This window comes from Vibrio gazogenes (assembly GCF_023920225.1).
Taxonomy (GTDB): Bacteria; Pseudomonadota; Gammaproteobacteria; order Enterobacterales; family Vibrionaceae; genus Vibrio; species Vibrio gazogenes.
Genome location: NZ_CP092587.1, coordinates 2,005,941 through 2,025,252 on the forward strand (window position 1 = coordinate 2,005,941; position 19,312 = coordinate 2,025,252).

Here is a 19,312-nt window from a genome sequence, read left to right on the forward strand (position 1 = left end):
AGCTAATTCAGGTCAGGTGAGACCAAACCACGAACCATCATCGATGGCGCATACCGGTTTCATATCACCTGACTCATTTCCATTAATGTGCAATTTGCTTTTGCGCATCAGCTAATGCCGAGTCAACCGACTGACGTCCATCAACCACATTGATAATGGCATTTTTCATCGAGCTCCAGAATGCATTCATCTGCGGTATATTCGGCATAATCTCACCATCGGTCGCATTGTACATCGTGGCAGCAATGCGCGGATCGTTGGCAAGTTTCTTCTGATAAGATTTCAGAGCAACTGCGCCCAACGGCTTATCTGCATTCACCATCGCCAGACCGTCATCAGTCAACAGATAGTGCTCAAGAAATTCAACGGCAAGATCTTTATTGGGTGAGGCGGTACTGATCCCGGCGGACAACACACCAACAAATGGTTTGGAATTTTTGCCATTAAATTTAGGTAGCGTGGTGACACCGTAATGAATACCGGATTTGTCAATGTTGCCCCAGCTCCACGGCCCGTTAATCGTCATAGCCGTATTGCCCTTGGTGAACTCAGACTCAGACACGGAATAATCCATATCCGGTGAAATGACGTGACTGTCGATCAGCCCTTTCAAGAACGTCATCGCTTTGCGAACGCCGGGTTTATTCACCCCGATATCCTTGATGTCATAGCCCTTATCACTGCTGAATTTAAACGCGTACCCGCCATCAGCCGCCAGCAATGGCCAAGTAAAGTACGGTTCTTTCAAATTCCACATAATCGCGCTTTTACCCTGTTTGCTCAGCTTGTCATTCAGTTTAGCAATATCCTCCCAGTTTTTGGGCGGCTCAGGTACCAGATCTTTGTTATAAATCAGCGACAGTGACTCTACCGCGACCGGATAGCCGATGAACTTGCCGTGATACTGGACCGCATCCCATGCGAAATCGAACATGTTTGCTTTCAGTTCCGGGGACGGATGAACCTCCGCCAGCAATCCGGCTTCAGCGTATCCGCCAAACCGATCATGCGCCCAAAACACGATATCAGGCCCGTCACCGGTTGCTGCGGTCTGCGGGAACTTATCCTGTAACCCGTCCGGGTGCAGTACCGTAACCGGAATCCCCGTGTCTTGTTCAAATTTTTTACCAACTTCCGCCAGACCGTTGTAGCCCTTGTCTCCATTAATCCATATTGTGAGCTGTCCTTCCGCAATGGCAGCATTTGCACTCAAACTCAGACTCAACGAGCCTAAAGCTGTACAGGTACAAATCGCGACAGCATGTAGGGTCTTTTTCATGCGCTTATCCTTATTTTTCAACTTGTCGTAGGAGGTGATGACATATGATGAAAAATATTGCGTCGTTCCTCATCATCCTGAGCCCTACGCCCCTGAGATATAACGGTATTTTCGTGACTCCCATCAACATCTGTGCCACTGAATCACTTAAATGTTGGATAAAATGTGATTGATGACACTTTTCCGTCTGATTTCCGGCCAACGCAAGCCTGCCGTTCTCTCATCCCTCCCCTGATGCTAATCCTTCGCCGTCCACCCTGAGGTTCCGTGCGGCAGGAGGATGCACCGCAGCGTCCTTTCACGCATACTGTTCTCAAATCACCGCGCATTCCCAAATTATCGCGCCAGGTGGAACAATACCCGATAATGAGTCACAGTTACTGAGTATGACTGCACCCATTACATGTCACAAATCTATATTTGAGTTAAGGATGATCGAGATGGCAAGTGTCACCCTGAAAAATGTATCGAAGGCTTACAATGATGTCGTGATTACCAAGGATGTGAATTTGGAAATCAACGATGGTGAGTTTGTCGTTTTCGTCGGCCCGTCAGGATGTGGTAAATCCACCCTGCTACGCTGTATTGCCGGCTTAGAAGATATCACCTCGGGTGATTTATATATTGGTGAACAACGCGTCAATGATATTGAACCATCCAAAAGAGGTGTCGGGATGGTTTTTCAATCCTATGCCCTTTATCCCCATCTGAATTTGTATGACAACATGTCGTTTGGCCTCAAACTCGCCAAAGCCGATAAAAAAGCAATCCACGCCCGCGTCGTTGAAGCGGCTGAAATTCTCCAACTCGGCCACCTGCTGGACCGACAGCCCAAAGCATTATCCGGTGGGCAACGTCAACGAGTCGCCATTGGCCGGACATTGGTCTCAAGACCGAATGTATTTCTCCTTGACGAACCGCTCTCGAATCTCGATGCGTCGTTACGGGTCAATATGCGCAGTGAGATTACCAAATTACAGCGCCAGCTCGGTTGCACCATGATTTATGTCACGCATGATCAAGTTGAGGCCATGACTATGGCCGATAAGATCGTTGTGCTTCAAACGGGGTCTGTTGCTCAGGTCGGCCAGCCGCTGGCGCTCTATCATTATCCTAAAAACCGTTTTGTGGCAGGGTTTATCGGCTCACCGAAAATGAATTTTATGACGGTGAATGTCGAAGCTGTGGAGTCCGAGCGAGTGATGGTGCAATTACCCAACGGTGAAACGTTCTGGATTCCGGTCAAAGGCGATCAGGTTCATCCGGGAGAACGGATGTCTTTAGGGATTCGTCCGGAACATTTAATCAGTGCTGAATCCGCCTCATTTACGGTATCGGGCACCGTCCAGATCGTCGAAAAACTCGGTAACGAAACGCAGATCTATCTGCATTTGAAAGGCGCTGATGCCAATGTAATTTATCGGGCGATGGATACTCTTGATGTCGAAGTCGGTGATGCATATACGATTGGTATCGAACCGAACCGCTGTCATCTGTTCCACAGCGACGGCAGCGCTTGTCCGAGATGTTATCGTGAAAAAGGTGTAGATTTCGAGGCTGCTTATCACGATTGATACCAATGAATTCGTCGCGTCATGATTCAGGCGTGATGTCTCCCAAACCAAAAACCGGTTCTCATCTGAGAACCGGTTTTTCATCTCTGCATGACCAATCACTTCAGGCAGCGCGAATCTGAGTAAGCTTCACCAGCATTTGCCGAATAGCCGGTGACGAAAACATCGTGGTTAAATCAGCCGTAAGTTTTCTCCGCCAGTTAGGATATTGATCAACAGTCCCCGGCACATTAACCGGCTCATCCATCGCCAGCAGGTCTTCAAGCTGAATACTGACCAGCGCCGAACGACCCGAGGCCACATGCAACTGGATTAACTCACCCAATAATGGGTCCATGACCAGATGTTCTTCAGCCGCCGCCGTTGGCACCTGACCGGTGCTATCTTGTCCTTGCGCGTTTAACATCCCCAGCGCTTGCAACACGCCATGACGAATTTGTGCACGGTCTTGACGCAATTGTTCGAGTTGCGTCTCATCGGGATAAAGCCCCAGTTGCTGCCCCAATGACAGATCAGAACCATGCCAAAACCCTCTCAGTGTCGGCATATCGTGTGTACATAAAGCCGTCATCGACTGATAAGGATAGTCTGACGGTGGTGTATACACGCCTTGCTGAGATTTTTCGAAGAAAAATACTTTATATGAATGGATGCCTGCGGTTGCGAGAATCTCCGCCATCTGCGTCGGAACCGTGCCTAAATCTTCACCAATGACCGCACACTGATGTCGGTGGGATTCCAAGGCCAGAATCGCCAGCAGATGCTCAACCGGATAGTAAACATAAGCCCCCTCTTTCGCTGTTTTCCCCTCGGGTATCCACCACAGCCTTAACAATCCCAGCACATGATCAATGCGCAAAGCCCCGCAATGCTTCATATTGGCTCTGAGCAAATCAATAAAAGGGCGATACCCGTGTTCCCGCAGCGTGACCGGATGAAATGGCGGTAGTCCCCAGTCTTGTCCGAGCGGCCCGAGAATATCCGGTGGCGCACCGACACTCACCGCTTTGACCAGCGTATGATGATTGCCATCAACCCAGGTATCACAACCATTTCTGCTGACACCAACGGCCAAATCGCGATATAAGCCAATCGCCATACCCCGTTCCCGTGCCATTGATTGTGCTTCTTTCAACTGGCTTTCAGCAATCCACTGCAAGTATATGTGAAACTGAATTTCGTCCTGATGTGTCTCAATAAAGGCTTGTACCGTCTCGCTCTGATAATCTTGATATTCCGACGGAAACTGTGCCCATCCTCGAGGTTGGGGCGCCTCATTCGTCTCGTCCCCGCTCTGGCCGAATGTTTCGGACAGCACATGAAACACCGCCAGCGCAGTCAAACTATCCCCGCCCTGCGCCACAAACCGCATAAACGCTTGTGCCCGCTCAGAACGATGCGTCAGATGACGATGACGAAACTCCTGATACAACAACGGCAACACCATCATTTTGAGGGTGTTCACTTCGGTGTAATCAACCCATGGTTTGGCTCTTGTCTGCTCCAGCCGGTGCTGAAAATCGGCACTGCCGACCAACGACTGCGCGGCATGGCTGAGGACAAATTCAGGCACCGAACTGACATCGATATAGAGCGTATTTAACCAGAATCTTGAAGAGGGGCTATAAGGACTGGCAAATTCCGGACAAGCCGGGAAAAGCGTATGCAGTGGGTTGAGCCCGATAAACTGAGCCCCTTGATCTGCAACTTCGGTGATCAGCTGTTTCAGATCACCAAAATCGCCGATTCCCCAGTTATCTTTACTACGGAGCGTATAAAGCTGAATACTCAGCCCCCACATTTTCTGGCCTGACAATAATGCGGGCTGTTTATAACACGCAACCGGCGCAATGATCAGCAGACTCTCCTCAAAATGACCATTACGTTTGTCTCTCACCCACAATTGATGGTAGCCCTGTGCTAACCCGGTGATCCGCAGCGTCACGGTGCCGTCACTGTCGCGGTGATCCGCAAGGAGGTGTGTGGCCACTTCCCCATCAAGATACTGATGGTCTTCTGTTCGGATCTGCCAGGAGAAATGCTCATATGAAGCATCGCGGCCGATGCTAAGTGTGATATCGACGGGTTGCCCGTCGCCACGAACAACGATGACCGGCTCTGACAACCGAGATTGATGTTTGTGGATTGCTGATGCCATGAGTCGGGCATCTTCTGACATATCATAGCCCATAATGGCAAGAATCTGACGCAACGTCTGCTCGGGAACTTCCGTTTCATTACCCCATGCATCCGTGTAGCACTTGGCAATCCCGGCGAGATCGGCCACATGCTCCAATGTTGGTTTTGTTATCATGTTTCACTCCAATGACATTGCATTGATAAAAATTCATAAGATGAATGAGCCGAGGCGAAATACTCGGCTCCGATACACCATGTCATTCGATTGCTGAATTAACGTTTGACGGGTTGCAGCCGCCAGATCGTCTCCACATAATCGCGAATCGACCGATCCGAACTGAATTTACCCACCAATGCCGTATTTAAAATCGCTTTGCGGGCCCAACCCTGCACATCACGGTACTGGCGGTCCACCGCTTCTTGTGCGTCAACATAAGCGCGGAAATCGGCCAGACACAGATAAGGGTCACCGTCACGTAATAAGGTGTCGTACACCGCTTTTAATCCGTGTGGACTTCCCGGTGTGAAATCGTCAGTGTTAAGCCAGTCAAGGCTTGCTTTCAGGAGCGGGTCAGCCCTGTAGTAAGTGTCGGGGTCATAACCGTCTTTCAGGCATTGATTCACCTGATGCACGTTTAAGCCAAAGATAAAGATATTTTCGTCACCGACCTCTTCGCGAATTTCCACATTCGCCCCATCCATCGTCCCGATCGTCAGCGCACCGTTGAGTGCCAGTTTCATGTTGCCGGTCCCGGATGCTTCTTTCCCTGCGGTTGAAATCTGCTCAGACAGATCCGCAGCGGGAATGATCAATTCTGCAATGCTGACCCGGTAATCGGGAATAAACACAACTTTCAGTTTATCGTTGACTCGCTCATCTTGATTGATGGTCTCAGCCACCTGATTGATGGCATAGATAATCTCTTTGGCAAGGTGATAACCGGGGGCGGCTTTGGCAGCAAAAAAGACCACGCGGGGCACCATATCAAACGTCGGTTCATGTAACAGACGGTGATACAAAGACAAAATATGTAGCAGATTTAAATGTTGACGTTTGTACTCATGCAGACGCTTGATTTGTACATCAAACAACGCATTGGGATTAATCTCTAACCCGAGATTGGTCAGCACCCATTGCGCCAAACGTTCTTTATTGGCTTTCTTCGTCGCCATAAATGCAGCCTGAAAATCCGATTCTTCGGCATAATCAGCCAACGCTGCCAGATGGTCGAGATTGTCTTCCCACCGGTATCCGATTTTATGACGGATCAGCGTCGCCAGATCGGGGTTGCAATAGGTTAACCAGCGACGCGGGGTAATCCCGTTGGTGACATTACGGATTCGGTTAGGGAATAACGTATTGAATTCAGGGAATAATTCTTTTTGCACCAGCTCCGTGTGCATTGCGGCAACACCGTTGACCGCATAAGAACCGACGACACACAGATTGGCCATTCTCACCATTGGCTCTTTCTCCGTGGAGACGATCGCAAGCTTCGCTTGCTTGTCGGTATCACCCGGCCACTGTTGCTCGACCTGTTTCAGGAAATACTGATCAATTTCCGTGATGAGCGCCATATGTCGAGGCAGTAACTTGGTCATCAGAGATTTGCGCCAAGTTTCTAAGGCTTCTGGCATCAGAGTATGGTTGGTGTAAGCAAAAACCTGCGCACAAATCGACCACGCAGTTTGCCACGCCAGATCTTTCTCATCGATCAAGAGTCGCATCAGTTCGGGAATCGCGATTGCAGGATGGGTGTCATTCAATTGGATGGTTTCATAATCGGGTAAACTCTCCCAATCGCGTCCGGCTTGTTCGTGACGAGCAACAATGTCACCGATGGATGCCGCACTATGAAAGTATTGTTGCATCAGGCGCAAAACTTTACCTTGTTCATGGTTATCATTCGGATAAAGCACTTTGGTCAGGTTTGCCGCTTCAATCATGCGCCGCTGCGCTTCAATATAAGCACCTTCATTAAACTTATCGAGCGAGAACCCTTGTTCTGCCCGGCATTCCCATAAACGCAACGGGTAAACCGTGTGACTCTTATATCCGACAATCGGAATATCCCATGCGATCGCTTTTACAATTTGGTCCGGCAGCCAACGGTGCTTGGTTTTACCTTGATGTTGATAGGTTTCAACATGGCCGAAGAACCCGACTCGCCGGGTCAGTTCAGGGCGCATCCGTTCCCACGGGTAGCCCTCTTCTCCGCGCCATTCATCCGGTGCTTCCTGTTGTCGCCCAGCGACAAAAGACTGTTTGAACAATCCATATTCATAATGTAACCCGTATCCGACTGTGGGGTATTCCTGAGCAGCGCAGGAGTCCATGAAGCAGGCGGCTAAACGCCCCAACCCACCGTTGCCGAGTGACGGATCACGCTCATGCTCCAATAAATCAGACAATGATTGTCCCAGTGTTTGCATGACATGCTCAACCTGCGCATACACATTCATGTTAATCAGCGCATTGCCCGTCAGACGTCCCATCAGAAATTCGAGTGACAGATAATTCACATGTTTTGCGTTGCGAACCCGAGGATCATGTTCCGTATCGACCAGATCGGCAATGGTCATTTCAGACAACACTCTCACCATCGCCAAGTACCATGACCGGGTGCTTGCATGTTCAATCTCTTGCGAATAGGTGGTCTTCAAATGATGTAAGACACTCTGTTTGAATGCCTCCGGCTCAAAAAGATTGGTTGGTTCATTGTTCATGACTATCTCACTCTTTACAGCATCTTGCGTAATTTAAGGACTAAAGGTATGGGTATATCCTGCATAGTCCTGCGTCATGAAACATCCTCCCGCTGAAAGGGAATTGTGGTAGGAGTCAGTGGGCGTAGAGCCTGATGATGGCCCGATGGCTCAAAAAGGCAGCATCCAATTCATAAAATTGTTATAAATTTGTGTATTAAGAAGTCGATCAAGTTCCAGACCGTACGCACCACGCTAAACTACCGAGCATTGATGCAACTTGAAGATATAGTGCAGAATTTATGTGGATTCCATCAAAACTGACACGTCCGAGTCGTCTACACCATGCGATCTCTCGACAACGGGTACTCGATACCCTGCGCCATGCGCATCGATGTAAAGTAGTGTTGTTTCGCTCACCAGCCGGTTATGGTAAGACAACCATGGCAGCACAGTGGCTTGCCGATAGCCCTGCTGTCGGCTGGTATAGCATCGATGACGGTGACAATGATTCGTTTCGTTTCATCAATTACTTTATTCAGGCGATTAATATCGCCACCGGCAATGGCTGTCCGAATAGTCAGACCCTTGCCGAACGCAGCCAGTACTCTTCCGTCTCTTCTCTGTTTGCTGAACTCTTTCATGAAATTCAGGATGTCACGCAACCTTGCTATCTGGTTCTTGACGACTACCACTTGATTGATGATGAGAAGATCCACGAAGCAGTGCGTTTCTTTATTAAACATATGCCGGACAACATGACGGTGGTCGTCACCAGCCGTGCCAATCCGCCGTTGGGTATTGCGAACCTGCGTGTTCGCGATCTGCTCATCGAGATTGATCACGATATACTGGCATTTGATGAAGAAGAAACAACCCGCTTTTTCAGTCAGGTGGTTCACGATGAATTTGATTCGGAAACCGTCAGTGAGCTGCGGCATTATGTCGAAGGCTGGCCTTCCGCCCTACAATTGATCGCGTTACAGGCCAAGCATCAGAATCGCTCGTTGGCTCAGTCACGGCAGTCGGTCGCTCGGTTCAATCATGATCATCTGTGGGAATACTTAATTGAAGAAGTGTTTGCTTATATTGATAGCGACACACGGTTGTTTCTGTTGCAATGTGCGGTTCTGGAGACCTTCAACGATGTATTGGTTGCTGAACTGACCCAGCGCAGCGATGCATTGAACATGATTGAGTCTCTCAACCGTTATGGCCTGTTCATTCATCGGCTGGAAAGTGAACAAAACTGGTATCGCTTCCATCACCTGTTTGCAGAGTTTCTGACCCATCAACGGCATAAAATCATTCCTGATGAGGAACAACGATTACATAGCCGGGCCGCTCAGGCTTGGCTTAAATTGGATATTCCTCATCAGGCGCTGAAACACGCACAGCAAACCAATAACAGTGATTTGACCACCCAGATTTTGCTCGCTCACGGCTGGCGCATGTTCAATCATGGTGAGTTAAATATTCTGGAAACAGCAATGGATGAACTCGATGCCGAGCATCTCTACGCCGGTGTGAAATTGCCGTTACTTCAGGCGTGGTTAGCCCAGAGCCAGCACAGCTATCCCCGGGTCGAGGATATGCTGACGCAGGCCGAACATGAGATGTGTCTGAGAAACATCTCGATTTCTCAGCCGGAGCAAGGACAAATCAACACGCTCAGAGCTCAGGTTGCCATCAACAAGAATGATCCGGAACTCGCATCGGAACTGGCTGAACTCGCCCTGAGTCAGTTGGCAACGACCGATTTTCGCAGCCGGATTATTGCTACCTCGATTGTCGGAGAAGTCAATCACGTGCATGGGGAGCTCAACCGAGCGCTTTCTCTGATGCAACAAACCGAGAAGTTAGCCCGACAGCATCAGGTTTATCATCAGGCATTGTGGGCTTTAATCCAGCAGAGCGAAATTTTGCTCGCTCAGGGGTATGTTCAGGCCGCCTTCGAGCTACATGAGTCAGCTTTCAAACTGATTGAAGCCCAACAGTTACATCAGGTACCGTTACATGAATTTCTGCTACGGCTCCATGCGCAGATTCTCTGGTGCTGGAATTCACTGGATGAAGCGGAAGTCTTTGCCCAAAAAGGGATTCGAGTACTGGGTAACTTAGACATCAGTAAACATCTGCATAGTTACTCGATTCTTGCCCGTATTGCGATAGCCCGCGGAGAAATTGATCGCGCGGCAAAGTTTGTGGCGCAGATAGAAACGTTGTTGAGCCAATCCAGCTACCATATTGACTGGACTGCAAATGCCTCGTTCGCTTTACTGCTCTACTGGCAAGTCCGGGATGATGCCGACGCAATCGAAACATGGCTCGCTCAGGCTTCCCGCCCTTCGGAAGCGAAAAATCATTTTTTACAACTCCAGTGGCGTAATATCGCACGGGCTCAGATCTATACCGGCCAACTGGAGAAAGCGCAGCAGAGTCTGGCGTTTTTGCAGCATGAAGCGCAACAATCCGAACTCTTTACCGATACCAATCGTAACCTGATTGTCGAAGCGGTACTCGCGGTGCATCAGCAACAACCACAAGTGGCTGAAACCGTGTTACGACAAGCCTTAAAGATGACCAATCAGACGGGTATGGTGGCGGATTTTCTCATCGAAGGACAACACTTATATCCGATCTTACAGCAACTGCTGCAAGGTGAAACGCTTGAGGATTTAGAAAAGCATCGCGCTAAATATTTGCTCCGTGAGATCGCCCAGAAACAGCGGAGTCGTTCATTGCATTTCGATGAGGAATTTATCGATAAGCTGCTGAACCATCCCAAGGTTCCTGAGTTGGTTCGCACTAGTCCATTGACACAACGTGAATGGCAAGTGCTTGGCCTGATCTATTCAGGTTTTAGCAATGAGCAAATCTCTCAGGAGCTGGACGTTGCGGGAACCACGATCAAAACCCACATTAGAAATCTCTATCAGAAACTGAATCTGACCAACCGTAAAGAAGCCATAGAAACGGCTGAACGATTACTGAGCTTAATGGGATACTAAATAACCTCGCCGACGGACGTGTGGTGACCGCTGCACGGCCGTTTTTTTGTTGACCGGCCAGTCACCAAATCGGGTGTATTTCACATTTTTGCACATTGATGTTCAAGGTAATCCCGGATTGCTAAACGATTAAATGCGATACGGATCACTCAATTACCGGGAGTTTGTCACTGCGCTTCCCCTTCCTCCACCCCAGATTTGTGATTCAGCTAACATTGTATCGCGATTCCTTTTTTTCTCCGCCTCTCTCATCCCAACGCTTCCTCCATAGATTTCACGCCAGAAGAGGAAGTCAGGCCCTGTCGCATTCCTTATCTTGTTCTCTAGTCAGAACAAATTCGTGATGAGTCGGGATTTGTTCGAACGACGCAATCACATTTTTCCTCTCCGCTGCCCCCCGGTTCGGCACCATCCATGGGTATCAGCGGAGAACATAGGAATAATCACAATAAACAGGAGCAAATCACATGAAGAAGGTAAGCTTAATTGCTTTAGCCATTTCCGGAGCAGTGCTTTCAATGCAATCCTCAGCCGAAGACAAAGTTCATGAAGGCTGGACAGTCAATGGTTATGGTCACCTACTATACAATGTCGGCGAATCACTCTCTTTAAACGACAGCTATGGTCACCGCAGAGACTATCACGCGGCTGGCGCTGCATTTTCCGGTAACCCGACACAGATCGAATTCACGGTCACCAAAGGCCAGAATTTTGATTCCGGCTCCTGGGCGAAATATGTGTTAAAAGCGGAGTACGGCAATAATGAAGGAGGGAATGGCCGCGGATTTTATACCTCATCTTCAGGCAATGAAGGACACTTGGAAAGTGGTCAGGTGGAATTCAAAGAGGCTTACATTGAGCTGGGCGATTTATCCTACTTTGCCGATGGACTCAGCCTTTGGGCAGGTCAACGTTATCTGAACCGTCAGTCAGGCATCATTACGAAAGAGTTCTGGAAGCAATCTTCGGGTGTCGGGGCCGGGGTTCAGTATCATGACGCCGGATTTGCGGTCATGTCAGCGGATCCCGGTGAAGGCAGTTGTACACTCTCGGGGGCAAACGTCAATTCCAAACAGTGTTCTTTAGATAGTGACGGACGGAGTACCACCCTCACTTCGGCTGATTTTTACTATTACGGTGTTAAAGGATTGGGGGGGAAATTCGATTTTGATCTGAAAATCACTTCGCGTAAACATGTTGATGAGTCGAGTACCGCCAAAAATGGTGTCGGGGCGGCGATTACCTACCATCGCGACTATTACGGCTTCGATGGTTGGTCAACGACGGCTATTACTTACGGAAAAGGCGTTTCTGCCAACCGGGGGGTCAACTTCGGTCAGTGGAGCGGCAACTGGAAAAAAGATGACCGTTCTCTGTTTCTGACATCTTATGGGGTCGCCAATATTGCTCAGGATATTCAATTGGGTACCGAAGTCACTTATTGGCAACTGGATAACAACACCACTCACGATGTCTGGGGCTCTAAAGACGGGGTGTCACGCCTGATTGTCGGTGTCACTCCCTCTTATCGAGTGAATGACAACTTCCGTATGGAAGCAACCCTGACCTACGCACTGGAAAGTCTCGGTGCAGCCGGAACATGGGGACGTGAAGATGCCGATACATCATTTTATACCGCCACTTTAGCGCCGGTTCTGACGGTTAATGCAGATTACTGGGGACGCCCACAGATCAAACCCTATATCACTTATATGAAATCAAGCGATAATGGTTATGCTTGGACCTCCGGTGATGACAACACGGAAACGCGTGTCGGCATCGAGGCTGAAATTTGGTTCTGATACCAGATAAACCATGGTGAAAACAGGCAACCGCATGGTTGCCTGAATCGGCCGTTACCGAACATAACGATTGTCGAACATAACAGGAAGCAGGAAGTCACTATGCAGAAAATGCAGCAACTGATCCATTTCTCCTTGGCACTATTGATGGTCTCTGGGTGCTCAGCAACAAAACAGGTTCAGAATATCGTTTCCCCGCCTGCTGAAGACGCCGTGTGTTGTACCCGTTATCAAGATGTTTACTGGACGCCACTGAATGCCAACGACGACATCAAACTCAAGATTGATTCATCGTCTCCGGTGCGGCATTTCAGCAGCGGGCGCTCATATTTTGGTGCATTTCAATTTTCGCCACGTTCCGGCACGGTCAAACTGACGCTCAAGAGTTTGGTATTCCATGATCAGATATTCATGCCAACGCTGGTGTTCCTTGATGCCGACTACCATCCGCAAAAGACGTTTCAGATCGATTCACATCAACTTCGGTTCAGCGATGTATTTGAAACCGATCGACTCGAACAGAGCTACCAAATTAATGCCGAACAGACGCCCTATCTGATTATTTTTACCCAACCGAATCAAGTCGGTAAAACCATCACCATTCCCCACCCCGCAAAACGACGCGCGATTGAAGATGGTGCACCACTGCCGATTGTCACAGATATCTCAGTCACCACCGGCTATCAGGGCTCCCTGACGATGAGTGTGGCAACAGAGTCGATTCGTCAACATGCTCTCCAACAATCTCTGCCCACATCAGGTAACCGTACGATGGTAAATCGACCGATATCTCCGAAGCCAGATGTTAAGAGCAATTCATGGCAACATACTGCACCACCACAAACAGAATCCACGCATTATTATCAGTCGGCCATCGAACATGCGGTGAGTCATCACGATATCGCCAAAGCACTGGCGCTGTTAGATGAGGCAAAAACACTCCGCATACCAAATATTCAGCAGACGTTTATCCATGCAATCAATACGATGCAAGCTGAAAAATGCGGGAAGTAACACGACGGTTTCGTAACATAACCCGTTTGATAGTGCTGGAATGGTTCAGTAGACTGAAGAATAGAGGGAGAAGGTACAATAAAGCTCGTTATTGTGACTGCACCCATCAAAACATGCGACCAATCTAGATAGATAAAGATTGAACTTATTGAATGATTTACTATTTTTACCAGAATAAAGCATAGAATGGTTGTTATATCGTATAATCAATCACCACGATCTCGACTCAAACAATCATAGATGAATACTATGTCGGTTTATGTCGACAAAGCAGAGTAACGAAGAGTTGTACAGAAAAGAAATACAGAGGAGATAGTAAGAATTGGTGCGTCTGAGTGGACTCGAACCACCGACCCCCGCCATGTCAAGGCGATACTCTAACCAGCTGAGCTACAGACGCATAGAGATGTAGATATACTGTTGCATATGGTGCGTCCGAGTGGACTCGAACCACCGACCCCCGCCATGTCAAGGCGATACTCTAACCAGCTGAGCTACGGACGCATAATAATGCAGATATGTTCTTGTATATGGTGCGTCCGAGTGGACTCGAACCACCGACCCCCGCCATGTCAAGGCGATACTCTAACCAACTGAGCTACGGACGCATCAATTAAGAACGGAGAGGATATTAACGACAGTCTTAACGTTGTGCAAGAAAAATTTCCCTGAAAATTAACCGATTGCCTTTAAGTTCATCAACATGAATCTTTTTTGCGCAACCCCAAGCATTTTTCGTCGAAATTTCATTACTTTTCCCGATGCATACGAATTGTAATTCGAATCCAATTTTGTGACATTAACCCAAAAAACTAGTTGAAGTATTACAATGATTGCGTAACATACCTCAATTGGCTAGAACATATGCAGAACGCTCTTAAAATGGATGACCGATTACCTAATAAATCATATTTGCTCAGAACTTCTGTGCTTTCCGGTATCAGTCTATTTTTAACATTGATAGCATTGTTCTACGCTCTCTTCCACGTCATTCATCGAAACGAGTTATTCCTGGCCTCCATTGAAGGTATTCTGTCCGTTTATTCTTACTTCATTTATAAGCAGCTCAAACAAAAGCGATATCCCAAGCAGTACATTCTTTATTACGCTTATTATCTGATGTTCATGCTGCTGGTCGGGACCTACTTTCAACCGATTGCTCAGGGATTATTCGTCTGGAGCTGCCTTGCCCCGATCGTGCTGTATCTATTACTCGGTATCAAACACGGCATGTATACCAGTGGTTCGTTCTTGATAATTCAGTCCTCAATTATTGTGATGAAGCTGAGCCAAGACGGCAGTTACAGCATGATAGAAAGCATGTTTAATCTAGTCCTCTGCTATATCGGGATTTGGATTGTGTCGCATCTTTATGAATCCAATCGTTCCGATATTGAAAACTCACTGATGTATCTGGCTTCCAGAGACTCCTTGACCGGTGCACATAACCGCTTATCGCTGTCAACATCGTTCCATCGTTTTACGAGTACAAAAAAAGAGCAACAGCATTTGAGCTTGCTGATCCTCGATATTGATTACTTTAAACAGATTAATGATCGCTTTGGCCATGATATCGGTGATAAGGTTTTAATCGAAACCAGCCTACTCATCAGCCGGATCGTCGGTGATGAAAACCTATTTCGAATTGGCGGAGAAGAATTTTGTGTCACTTTGCTTGATATAGACTTGGATGAAGCGAAAAAAATCGGTGAACAACTTCGCCATACCATCAGTAATCATTTGTTCAGCTTCGGTGACAAACGTTTACAGTTAACGTTAAGTATCGGAATTTGTCGTTACCGCAATGGAGACAACCTTTCTGATATTTTGAAACTGGCAGACATTGAACTTTATAAAGCGAAAAAAAATGGCAAGAATCAAGTGCGGATTTGTCAGGGAGATTCACAGACCTCACTTAACGATGATGTTGAGTATAAATCGGCTTAATACCTCATCGTAAACTTAGTTCGTTTCCTCATTATCTTCATACACGACGTTGTAATTCTCCGTATAATTGCAGTGAGGTTGGCGACTACATGTAAAGAATCGTCTCCCTTTATGGTCGCCTTGCGTCGCCACCCGAATGATCATCGGGCTACCACATTTTTTACAAAACCGAACTTCTTTATCCGCTTCAATCAGATCGATATGCGCTGCCAAAAGTCGCCGCAAGCGACTCACCTGATAACTATATTTGATGGTCGTGCCAATCAGAGGGATATTGGCAGACCGACAGACACTCAATAATAGTTTTTCGCGCTCGATCTTAGCTTTACTTAACGATTTGCCATTATCGAGTTCAATGACCGCACGAGCTTCAAATGTTCTGGGGTCACAGACAACAAACTGAAAGCTATGTTTTGAAATCTTATGACTGGCAATAAAAATATCTTTTTTCTTTTTCAGTCCCGTGGGGACCAATACCTGCGCCATATTCACTTTGGCAAATACAACACCCTGATCTCCGACCGCTTCAATTAATGCACGGTAAAATATACTTTCAGCGGGATTGAGCAGCGGTCCGAATCGTCGATAACTGAACTCTTTCGTGTCATCTTTTTTAATGATGTAACGCTGAGCAAAAAGAAAGAACAAGACTAACAATGCAACAATAATAAAAATGTTCAGCATCGTAATTCAATCCCCCCAGTGATGCACCTAAATACAGACCAGAAACGTACCACCAAAAACATCACATAATAAACAGTCTGATAAAACAACAGCATATCCAATCAACAGAAACGCTGAATCAAAACCGGACAATATGAAATAACTGCTTTAAGTCTGATTACTCAGTCTCAAAAATATACTGATCCATCATACCCACCAATCTACCGATCTCCGGTTTGGTAATTGTATCATTGGCTCCCAATGTCAATGCTTTATGACGGTTATCATCACTCATCAGCGAAGAGAACATCACAATGGGAATATCACGATATGAGTTATTATCTCTCAACCGTTTCACCAAATGCATCCCATCCATACGAGGCATTTCGACATCGGTCACCACAGCATCAATCAGTTCCCGAACCTGTACACCTTCTTTCGCTGCGGCTTGTTCAATATTCATGAGTTTTTCAAAAGCTTCACCACCATCTTTACAAGCAATAACGTTGTAACCGGCAGAACTCAGTGTGTCTTGGATCAGACTACGAATGAATGCGGAATCATCGACAACCATCACGGTTTTCGCATTTCTCTTGCTCACCATTTTCTGGTTCAGGTCAATGCTTTTATCCACTCTGACATCATATTTCTCCATGCTCAGTTCAGGGTTAATATCTGCAATGATTTTTTCAAAATCCAAAATCATAATCAGATGCCCTTCTTTGCGCACAACGGCAACAACACAATCCTGCTCACCAGCTTCAAGAAACTGGCTTGGCGATTCGACGTCATTCCAAGAAATACGATGAATTCTGCTAACACTGTCGATTAAGAAGCCATTCGTCATCCGGTTAAAATCCGTCACGATAACAAACTTGCTCTCAACATCCGGTGACTTCGGGATACCAAGCCAACCGGCCAGATCAACCAACGGGGTTAATATATCCCGAGAAGAAAATACCCCGATCATATGAGGCTGAGCATTCGGATAATCTGTAGTATCCGGAACTTGAATGACTTCCCGGACTTTTGCAACGTTAATACCATAGTAACAAGTTTTAGTGCCACCATTCGGTAGACGTTTCTCTATATGAAACTCGATAATTTCAAGCTCATTGGTGCCGCTTTCTGTCAAGATTGTACTAGTTGGATTACTCATACCGCTCTACTTCTATTCTGGATTGACCCGGGCTGTAAAAAAACAGCAATTTTAGCATTGTTATTGTAGATCTTATCTACCCGACTATCGCTATTTTATTGATGAATAAACGAAAGAATATGACCAGTATCTGATTGTTTCATCTCAAACAAAAAGTTTTTTTCATCAGAGCAATGCCGATCACATAGATGTTCCGCATTCATATTGTCAGGGTTTTGTAAAAATAACAATAAATTCATCAGCTAAGTCAGCGTCAGTATTATGGACAAATTGACTGAAGCACACCACAGATGCAAGAGACTGTTATTACGAAAACAACTTTAGAAATTTCATTATAAATTTTGGCAAAGATCACAAGGAAATGATGATTTATGTCCTCGGTCTCACCATATAGATTGTATACTTTTTATACGAAGTGTTGGAACTATTGCATATATTATAAATATCATCCAAAAAGTATGTGATACACCGAGAAAAGATTGGAAGAGTAATAATAGAAGGAACATATAATGAGACGTGATGAGCTAGGTATTTGTTTATCCCATGAGATGCTGGTAGACAATTTAGATTCAACTTTTACTTGTATCCGGGCTTATAAAGCCGTAGTCGATGATGTCGATGATTTACCGCCTTTGCTTGCATTTCCTCAAATGAAAGGCAAAGACGTCCTATTGTCGATGAAAGGCAAACATAAGCTTACATGGCGCGCAGATTTCTTCTGCCCAAGTTTTCATAAATAAATCTGACTACGATTCTGTCATCTCATCTCTTGTTACCACAGATAGGCTAATCATTCAGTGTGAGCGTTTATCTGTGGTGATTTTCGTCATATTTGTCTCTACGATTTTACTTTTTCCATCGTTCAGTATGAAATTGGCAGCCCCTAATAACAATCAAATATCAGCTCACATGTAGACTTGATTTTTTCTCGACATATGTGATCGATTCGGTTAAGTTTAGATGTATAGACGTCCAGATAGATTTATTGTGAGAATGATACTGTGCCGATAAAGATTCCTGATCAACTTCCTGCAACTGATGTTCTTCTGCATGAGAACATTTTCGTCATGCATGAATCTCGAGCTTCTACTCAAGAAATCAGACCCCTCAAAGTACTGATACTAAACCTGATGCCTAAAAAAATTGAGACCGAAACTCAATTTTTACGCTTGCTCTCCAATAGCCCCCTGCAGGTAGATGTTGAACTTTTGCGAATTGATAATCGTCCGAGCCGCAATACGCCCGAAGAACATTTAGATATGTTTTATCGGCAATTTGAGATGGTGAAAGACCGTTACTTCGACGGATTAATTGTGACGGGTGCACCGCTGGGATTGGTAGCTTTTGAGGATGTCGTCTACTGGCAGCATCTGGAATCCATCATCCAGTGGGCGAAAGATCATGTGACTTCAACTTTATATGTCTGTTGGGCTGTTCAGGCAGGACTCAATATTCTCTATGGATTGCCAAAACTAACACGTAAGGAAAAGCTCTCCGGAGTCTATACCCACTCCTTACAGAAAGATTTTCATCCCCTGATTCGTGGATTTGATGACTCTTTTCTTGCCCCGCATTCCAGATATGCAGATTTTCCTGTCGATTACATTCGAGAAAATACCAGTCTCGATATCCTTGCGGCTTCAGAAGATGCAGGGGTGTATCTGGCAACCAGCCCGGATAAACGTCATGTGTTTGTGACCGGTCATCCTGAATATGATGCCTTCACACTACACGGTGAGTACGTCCGGGATCTAGGCGAAGGCTTGGAGCCAACCATTCCGGTTAACTATTACCAGAATGATAACCCCGACAATCCACCCATCGCCAGTTGGCGAAGTCACGGACATTTGCTGTTTTCAAACTGGCTTAACTACTGTGTTTACCAGCAAACGCCTTATGATCTGGAACATTTCAGTGAAGATAAGTTCACCAACGACGATTAAAACAACGCCATTTCATCCAAGAGCGGCCGGTTGAGGCCGCTCTTTTTTTATCTGCGTCGCAAGATATTCACTGCC

General features: G+C 46.6%; 12 protein-coding genes and 3 tRNA genes. 7 read left to right on the plus strand and 8 right to left on the minus strand.

Features of this window, described 5'->3' with window-relative positions:
• Positions 1-82: 82 nt before the first annotated feature.
• Positions 83-1,279: a maltose/maltodextrin ABC transporter substrate-binding protein MalE gene (gene malE, locus MKS89_RS08915; RefSeq protein ID WP_072961551.1), complete on the minus strand. Its 1,197-nt coding sequence runs from the start codon at positions 1,277-1,279 to the stop codon at positions 83-85.
• A 440-nt stretch (positions 1,280-1,719) separates the two neighbouring features.
• Between malE and malK the strand changes: the two genes are divergently transcribed.
• Positions 1,720-2,853: a maltose/maltodextrin ABC transporter ATP-binding protein MalK gene (gene malK / locus MKS89_RS08920; RefSeq protein WP_072961553.1), complete on the plus strand. Its 1,134-nt coding sequence runs from the start codon at positions 1,720-1,722 to the stop codon at positions 2,851-2,853.
• A 103-nt stretch (positions 2,854-2,956) separates the two neighbouring features.
• Here the strand turns inward: malK and malQ are convergent, their stop codons facing one another.
• Complete coding sequence (gene malQ / locus MKS89_RS08925) at positions 2,957-5,167, minus strand: 4-alpha-glucanotransferase (protein WP_072961555.1); 2,211 nt, start codon at positions 5,165-5,167, stop codon at positions 2,957-2,959.
• 98 nt (positions 5,168-5,265) lie between these two features.
• Positions 5,266-7,719, minus strand: a complete 2,454-nt coding sequence (locus MKS89_RS08930) for a glycogen/starch/alpha-glucan phosphorylase (protein WP_072961558.1) — start codon at positions 7,717-7,719, stop codon at positions 5,266-5,268.
• Positions 7,720-8,000: 281 nt separating this feature from the next.
• Between MKS89_RS08930 and malT the strand changes: the two genes are divergently transcribed.
• The 3 genes from malT to MKS89_RS08945 all read left to right on the plus strand — a co-directional run bounded on the left by malT (position 8,001) and on the right by MKS89_RS08945 (position 13,525).
• A complete protein-coding gene (malT, locus tag MKS89_RS08935; protein ID WP_072961561.1) occupies positions 8,001-10,709 on the plus strand; it encodes an HTH-type transcriptional regulator MalT in 2,709 nt (902 codons plus the stop codon).
• A 467-nt stretch (positions 10,710-11,176) separates the two neighbouring features.
• On the plus strand, positions 11,177-12,511 hold the full coding sequence (locus MKS89_RS08940) for a carbohydrate porin (protein ID WP_072961562.1): 1,335 nt from the start codon (positions 11,177-11,179) through the stop codon (positions 12,509-12,511).
• 102 nt (positions 12,512-12,613) lie between these two features.
• The gene (locus tag MKS89_RS08945) at positions 12,614-13,525 is read left to right on the plus strand and encodes a MalM family protein (protein WP_072961565.1); all 912 of its coding nucleotides are present in this window, start codon (positions 12,614-12,616) and stop codon (positions 13,523-13,525) included.
• A 323-nt stretch (positions 13,526-13,848) separates the two neighbouring features.
• Here the strand turns inward: MKS89_RS08945 and MKS89_RS08950 are convergent.
• The 3 genes from MKS89_RS08950 to MKS89_RS08960 all read right to left on the minus strand — a co-directional run bounded on the left by MKS89_RS08950 (position 13,849) and on the right by MKS89_RS08960 (position 14,133).
• A tRNA-Val gene (locus tag MKS89_RS08950) sits at positions 13,849-13,925 on the minus strand.
• A 27-nt stretch (positions 13,926-13,952) separates the two neighbouring features.
• A tRNA-Val gene (locus tag MKS89_RS08955) sits at positions 13,953-14,029 on the minus strand.
• A 27-nt stretch (positions 14,030-14,056) separates the two neighbouring features.
• A tRNA-Val gene (locus MKS89_RS08960) sits at positions 14,057-14,133 on the minus strand.
• Positions 14,134-14,407: 274 nt separating this feature from the next.
• On the opposite strand from MKS89_RS08960, the gene MKS89_RS08965 reads away from it, so the two are divergent.
• A complete protein-coding gene (locus tag MKS89_RS08965) occupies positions 14,408-15,472 on the plus strand; it encodes a GGDEF domain-containing protein (RefSeq protein WP_072961596.1) in 1,065 nt (354 codons plus the stop codon).
• 15 nt (positions 15,473-15,487) lie between these two features.
• On the opposite strand, the gene MKS89_RS08970 is transcribed toward MKS89_RS08965, so the two are convergent.
• Complete coding sequence (locus MKS89_RS08970; protein WP_072961566.1) at positions 15,488-16,156, minus strand: DUF2726 domain-containing protein; 669 nt, start codon at positions 16,154-16,156, stop codon at positions 15,488-15,490.
• Positions 16,157-16,313: 157 nt separating this feature from the next.
• The gene (locus MKS89_RS08975; RefSeq protein ID WP_072961569.1) at positions 16,314-17,294 is read right to left on the minus strand and encodes a chemotaxis protein; all 981 of its coding nucleotides are present in this window, start codon (positions 17,292-17,294) and stop codon (positions 16,314-16,316) included.
• Between the two features lie 509 nt (positions 17,295-17,803).
• On the opposite strand from MKS89_RS08975, the gene MKS89_RS08980 reads away from it, so the two are divergent.
• Together MKS89_RS08980 and metA are read left to right on the plus strand one after the other, a co-directional pair.
• The gene (locus tag MKS89_RS08980) at positions 17,804-18,034 is read left to right on the plus strand and encodes a hypothetical protein (RefSeq protein WP_072961570.1); all 231 of its coding nucleotides are present in this window, start codon (positions 17,804-17,806) and stop codon (positions 18,032-18,034) included.
• A 261-nt stretch (positions 18,035-18,295) separates the two neighbouring features.
• Positions 18,296-19,237: a homoserine O-acetyltransferase MetA gene (gene metA, locus MKS89_RS08985; protein WP_072961573.1), complete on the plus strand. Its 942-nt coding sequence runs from the start codon at positions 18,296-18,298 to the stop codon at positions 19,235-19,237.
• The last annotated feature ends 75 nt before the right edge of the window (positions 19,238-19,312 follow it).

What these genes read in the sequence shown, in the direction of transcription:
- malE (WP_072961551.1), bottom strand. Translation starts at nt 1,279, where the DNA reads ATGAAAAAGACCCTACATGCTGTCGCGATTTGTACCTGTACAGCTTTA.
- malK (WP_072961553.1), top strand. Translation starts at nt 1,720, where the DNA reads ATGGCAAGTGTCACCCTGAAAAATGTATCGAAGGCTTACAATGATGTC.
- malQ (WP_072961555.1), bottom strand. Translation starts at nt 5,167, where the DNA reads ATGATAACAAAACCAACATTGGAGCATGTGGCCGATCTCGCCGGGATT.
- MKS89_RS08930 (WP_072961558.1), bottom strand. Translation starts at nt 7,719, where the DNA reads ATGAACAATGAACCAACCAATCTTTTTGAGCCGGAGGCATTCAAACAG.
- malT (WP_072961561.1), top strand. Translation starts at nt 8,001, where the DNA reads ATGTGGATTCCATCAAAACTGACACGTCCGAGTCGTCTACACCATGCG.
- MKS89_RS08940 (WP_072961562.1), top strand. Translation starts at nt 11,177, where the DNA reads ATGAAGAAGGTAAGCTTAATTGCTTTAGCCATTTCCGGAGCAGTGCTT.
- MKS89_RS08945 (WP_072961565.1), top strand. Translation starts at nt 12,614, where the DNA reads ATGCAGAAAATGCAGCAACTGATCCATTTCTCCTTGGCACTATTGATG.
- MKS89_RS08965 (WP_072961596.1), top strand. Translation starts at nt 14,408, where the DNA reads ATGGATGACCGATTACCTAATAAATCATATTTGCTCAGAACTTCTGTG.
- MKS89_RS08970 (WP_072961566.1), bottom strand. Translation starts at nt 16,156, where the DNA reads ATGCTGAACATTTTTATTATTGTTGCATTGTTAGTCTTGTTCTTTCTT.
- MKS89_RS08975 (WP_072961569.1), bottom strand. Translation starts at nt 17,294, where the DNA reads ATGAGTAATCCAACTAGTACAATCTTGACAGAAAGCGGCACCAATGAG.
- MKS89_RS08980 (WP_072961570.1), top strand. Translation starts at nt 17,804, where the DNA reads ATGAGACGTGATGAGCTAGGTATTTGTTTATCCCATGAGATGCTGGTA.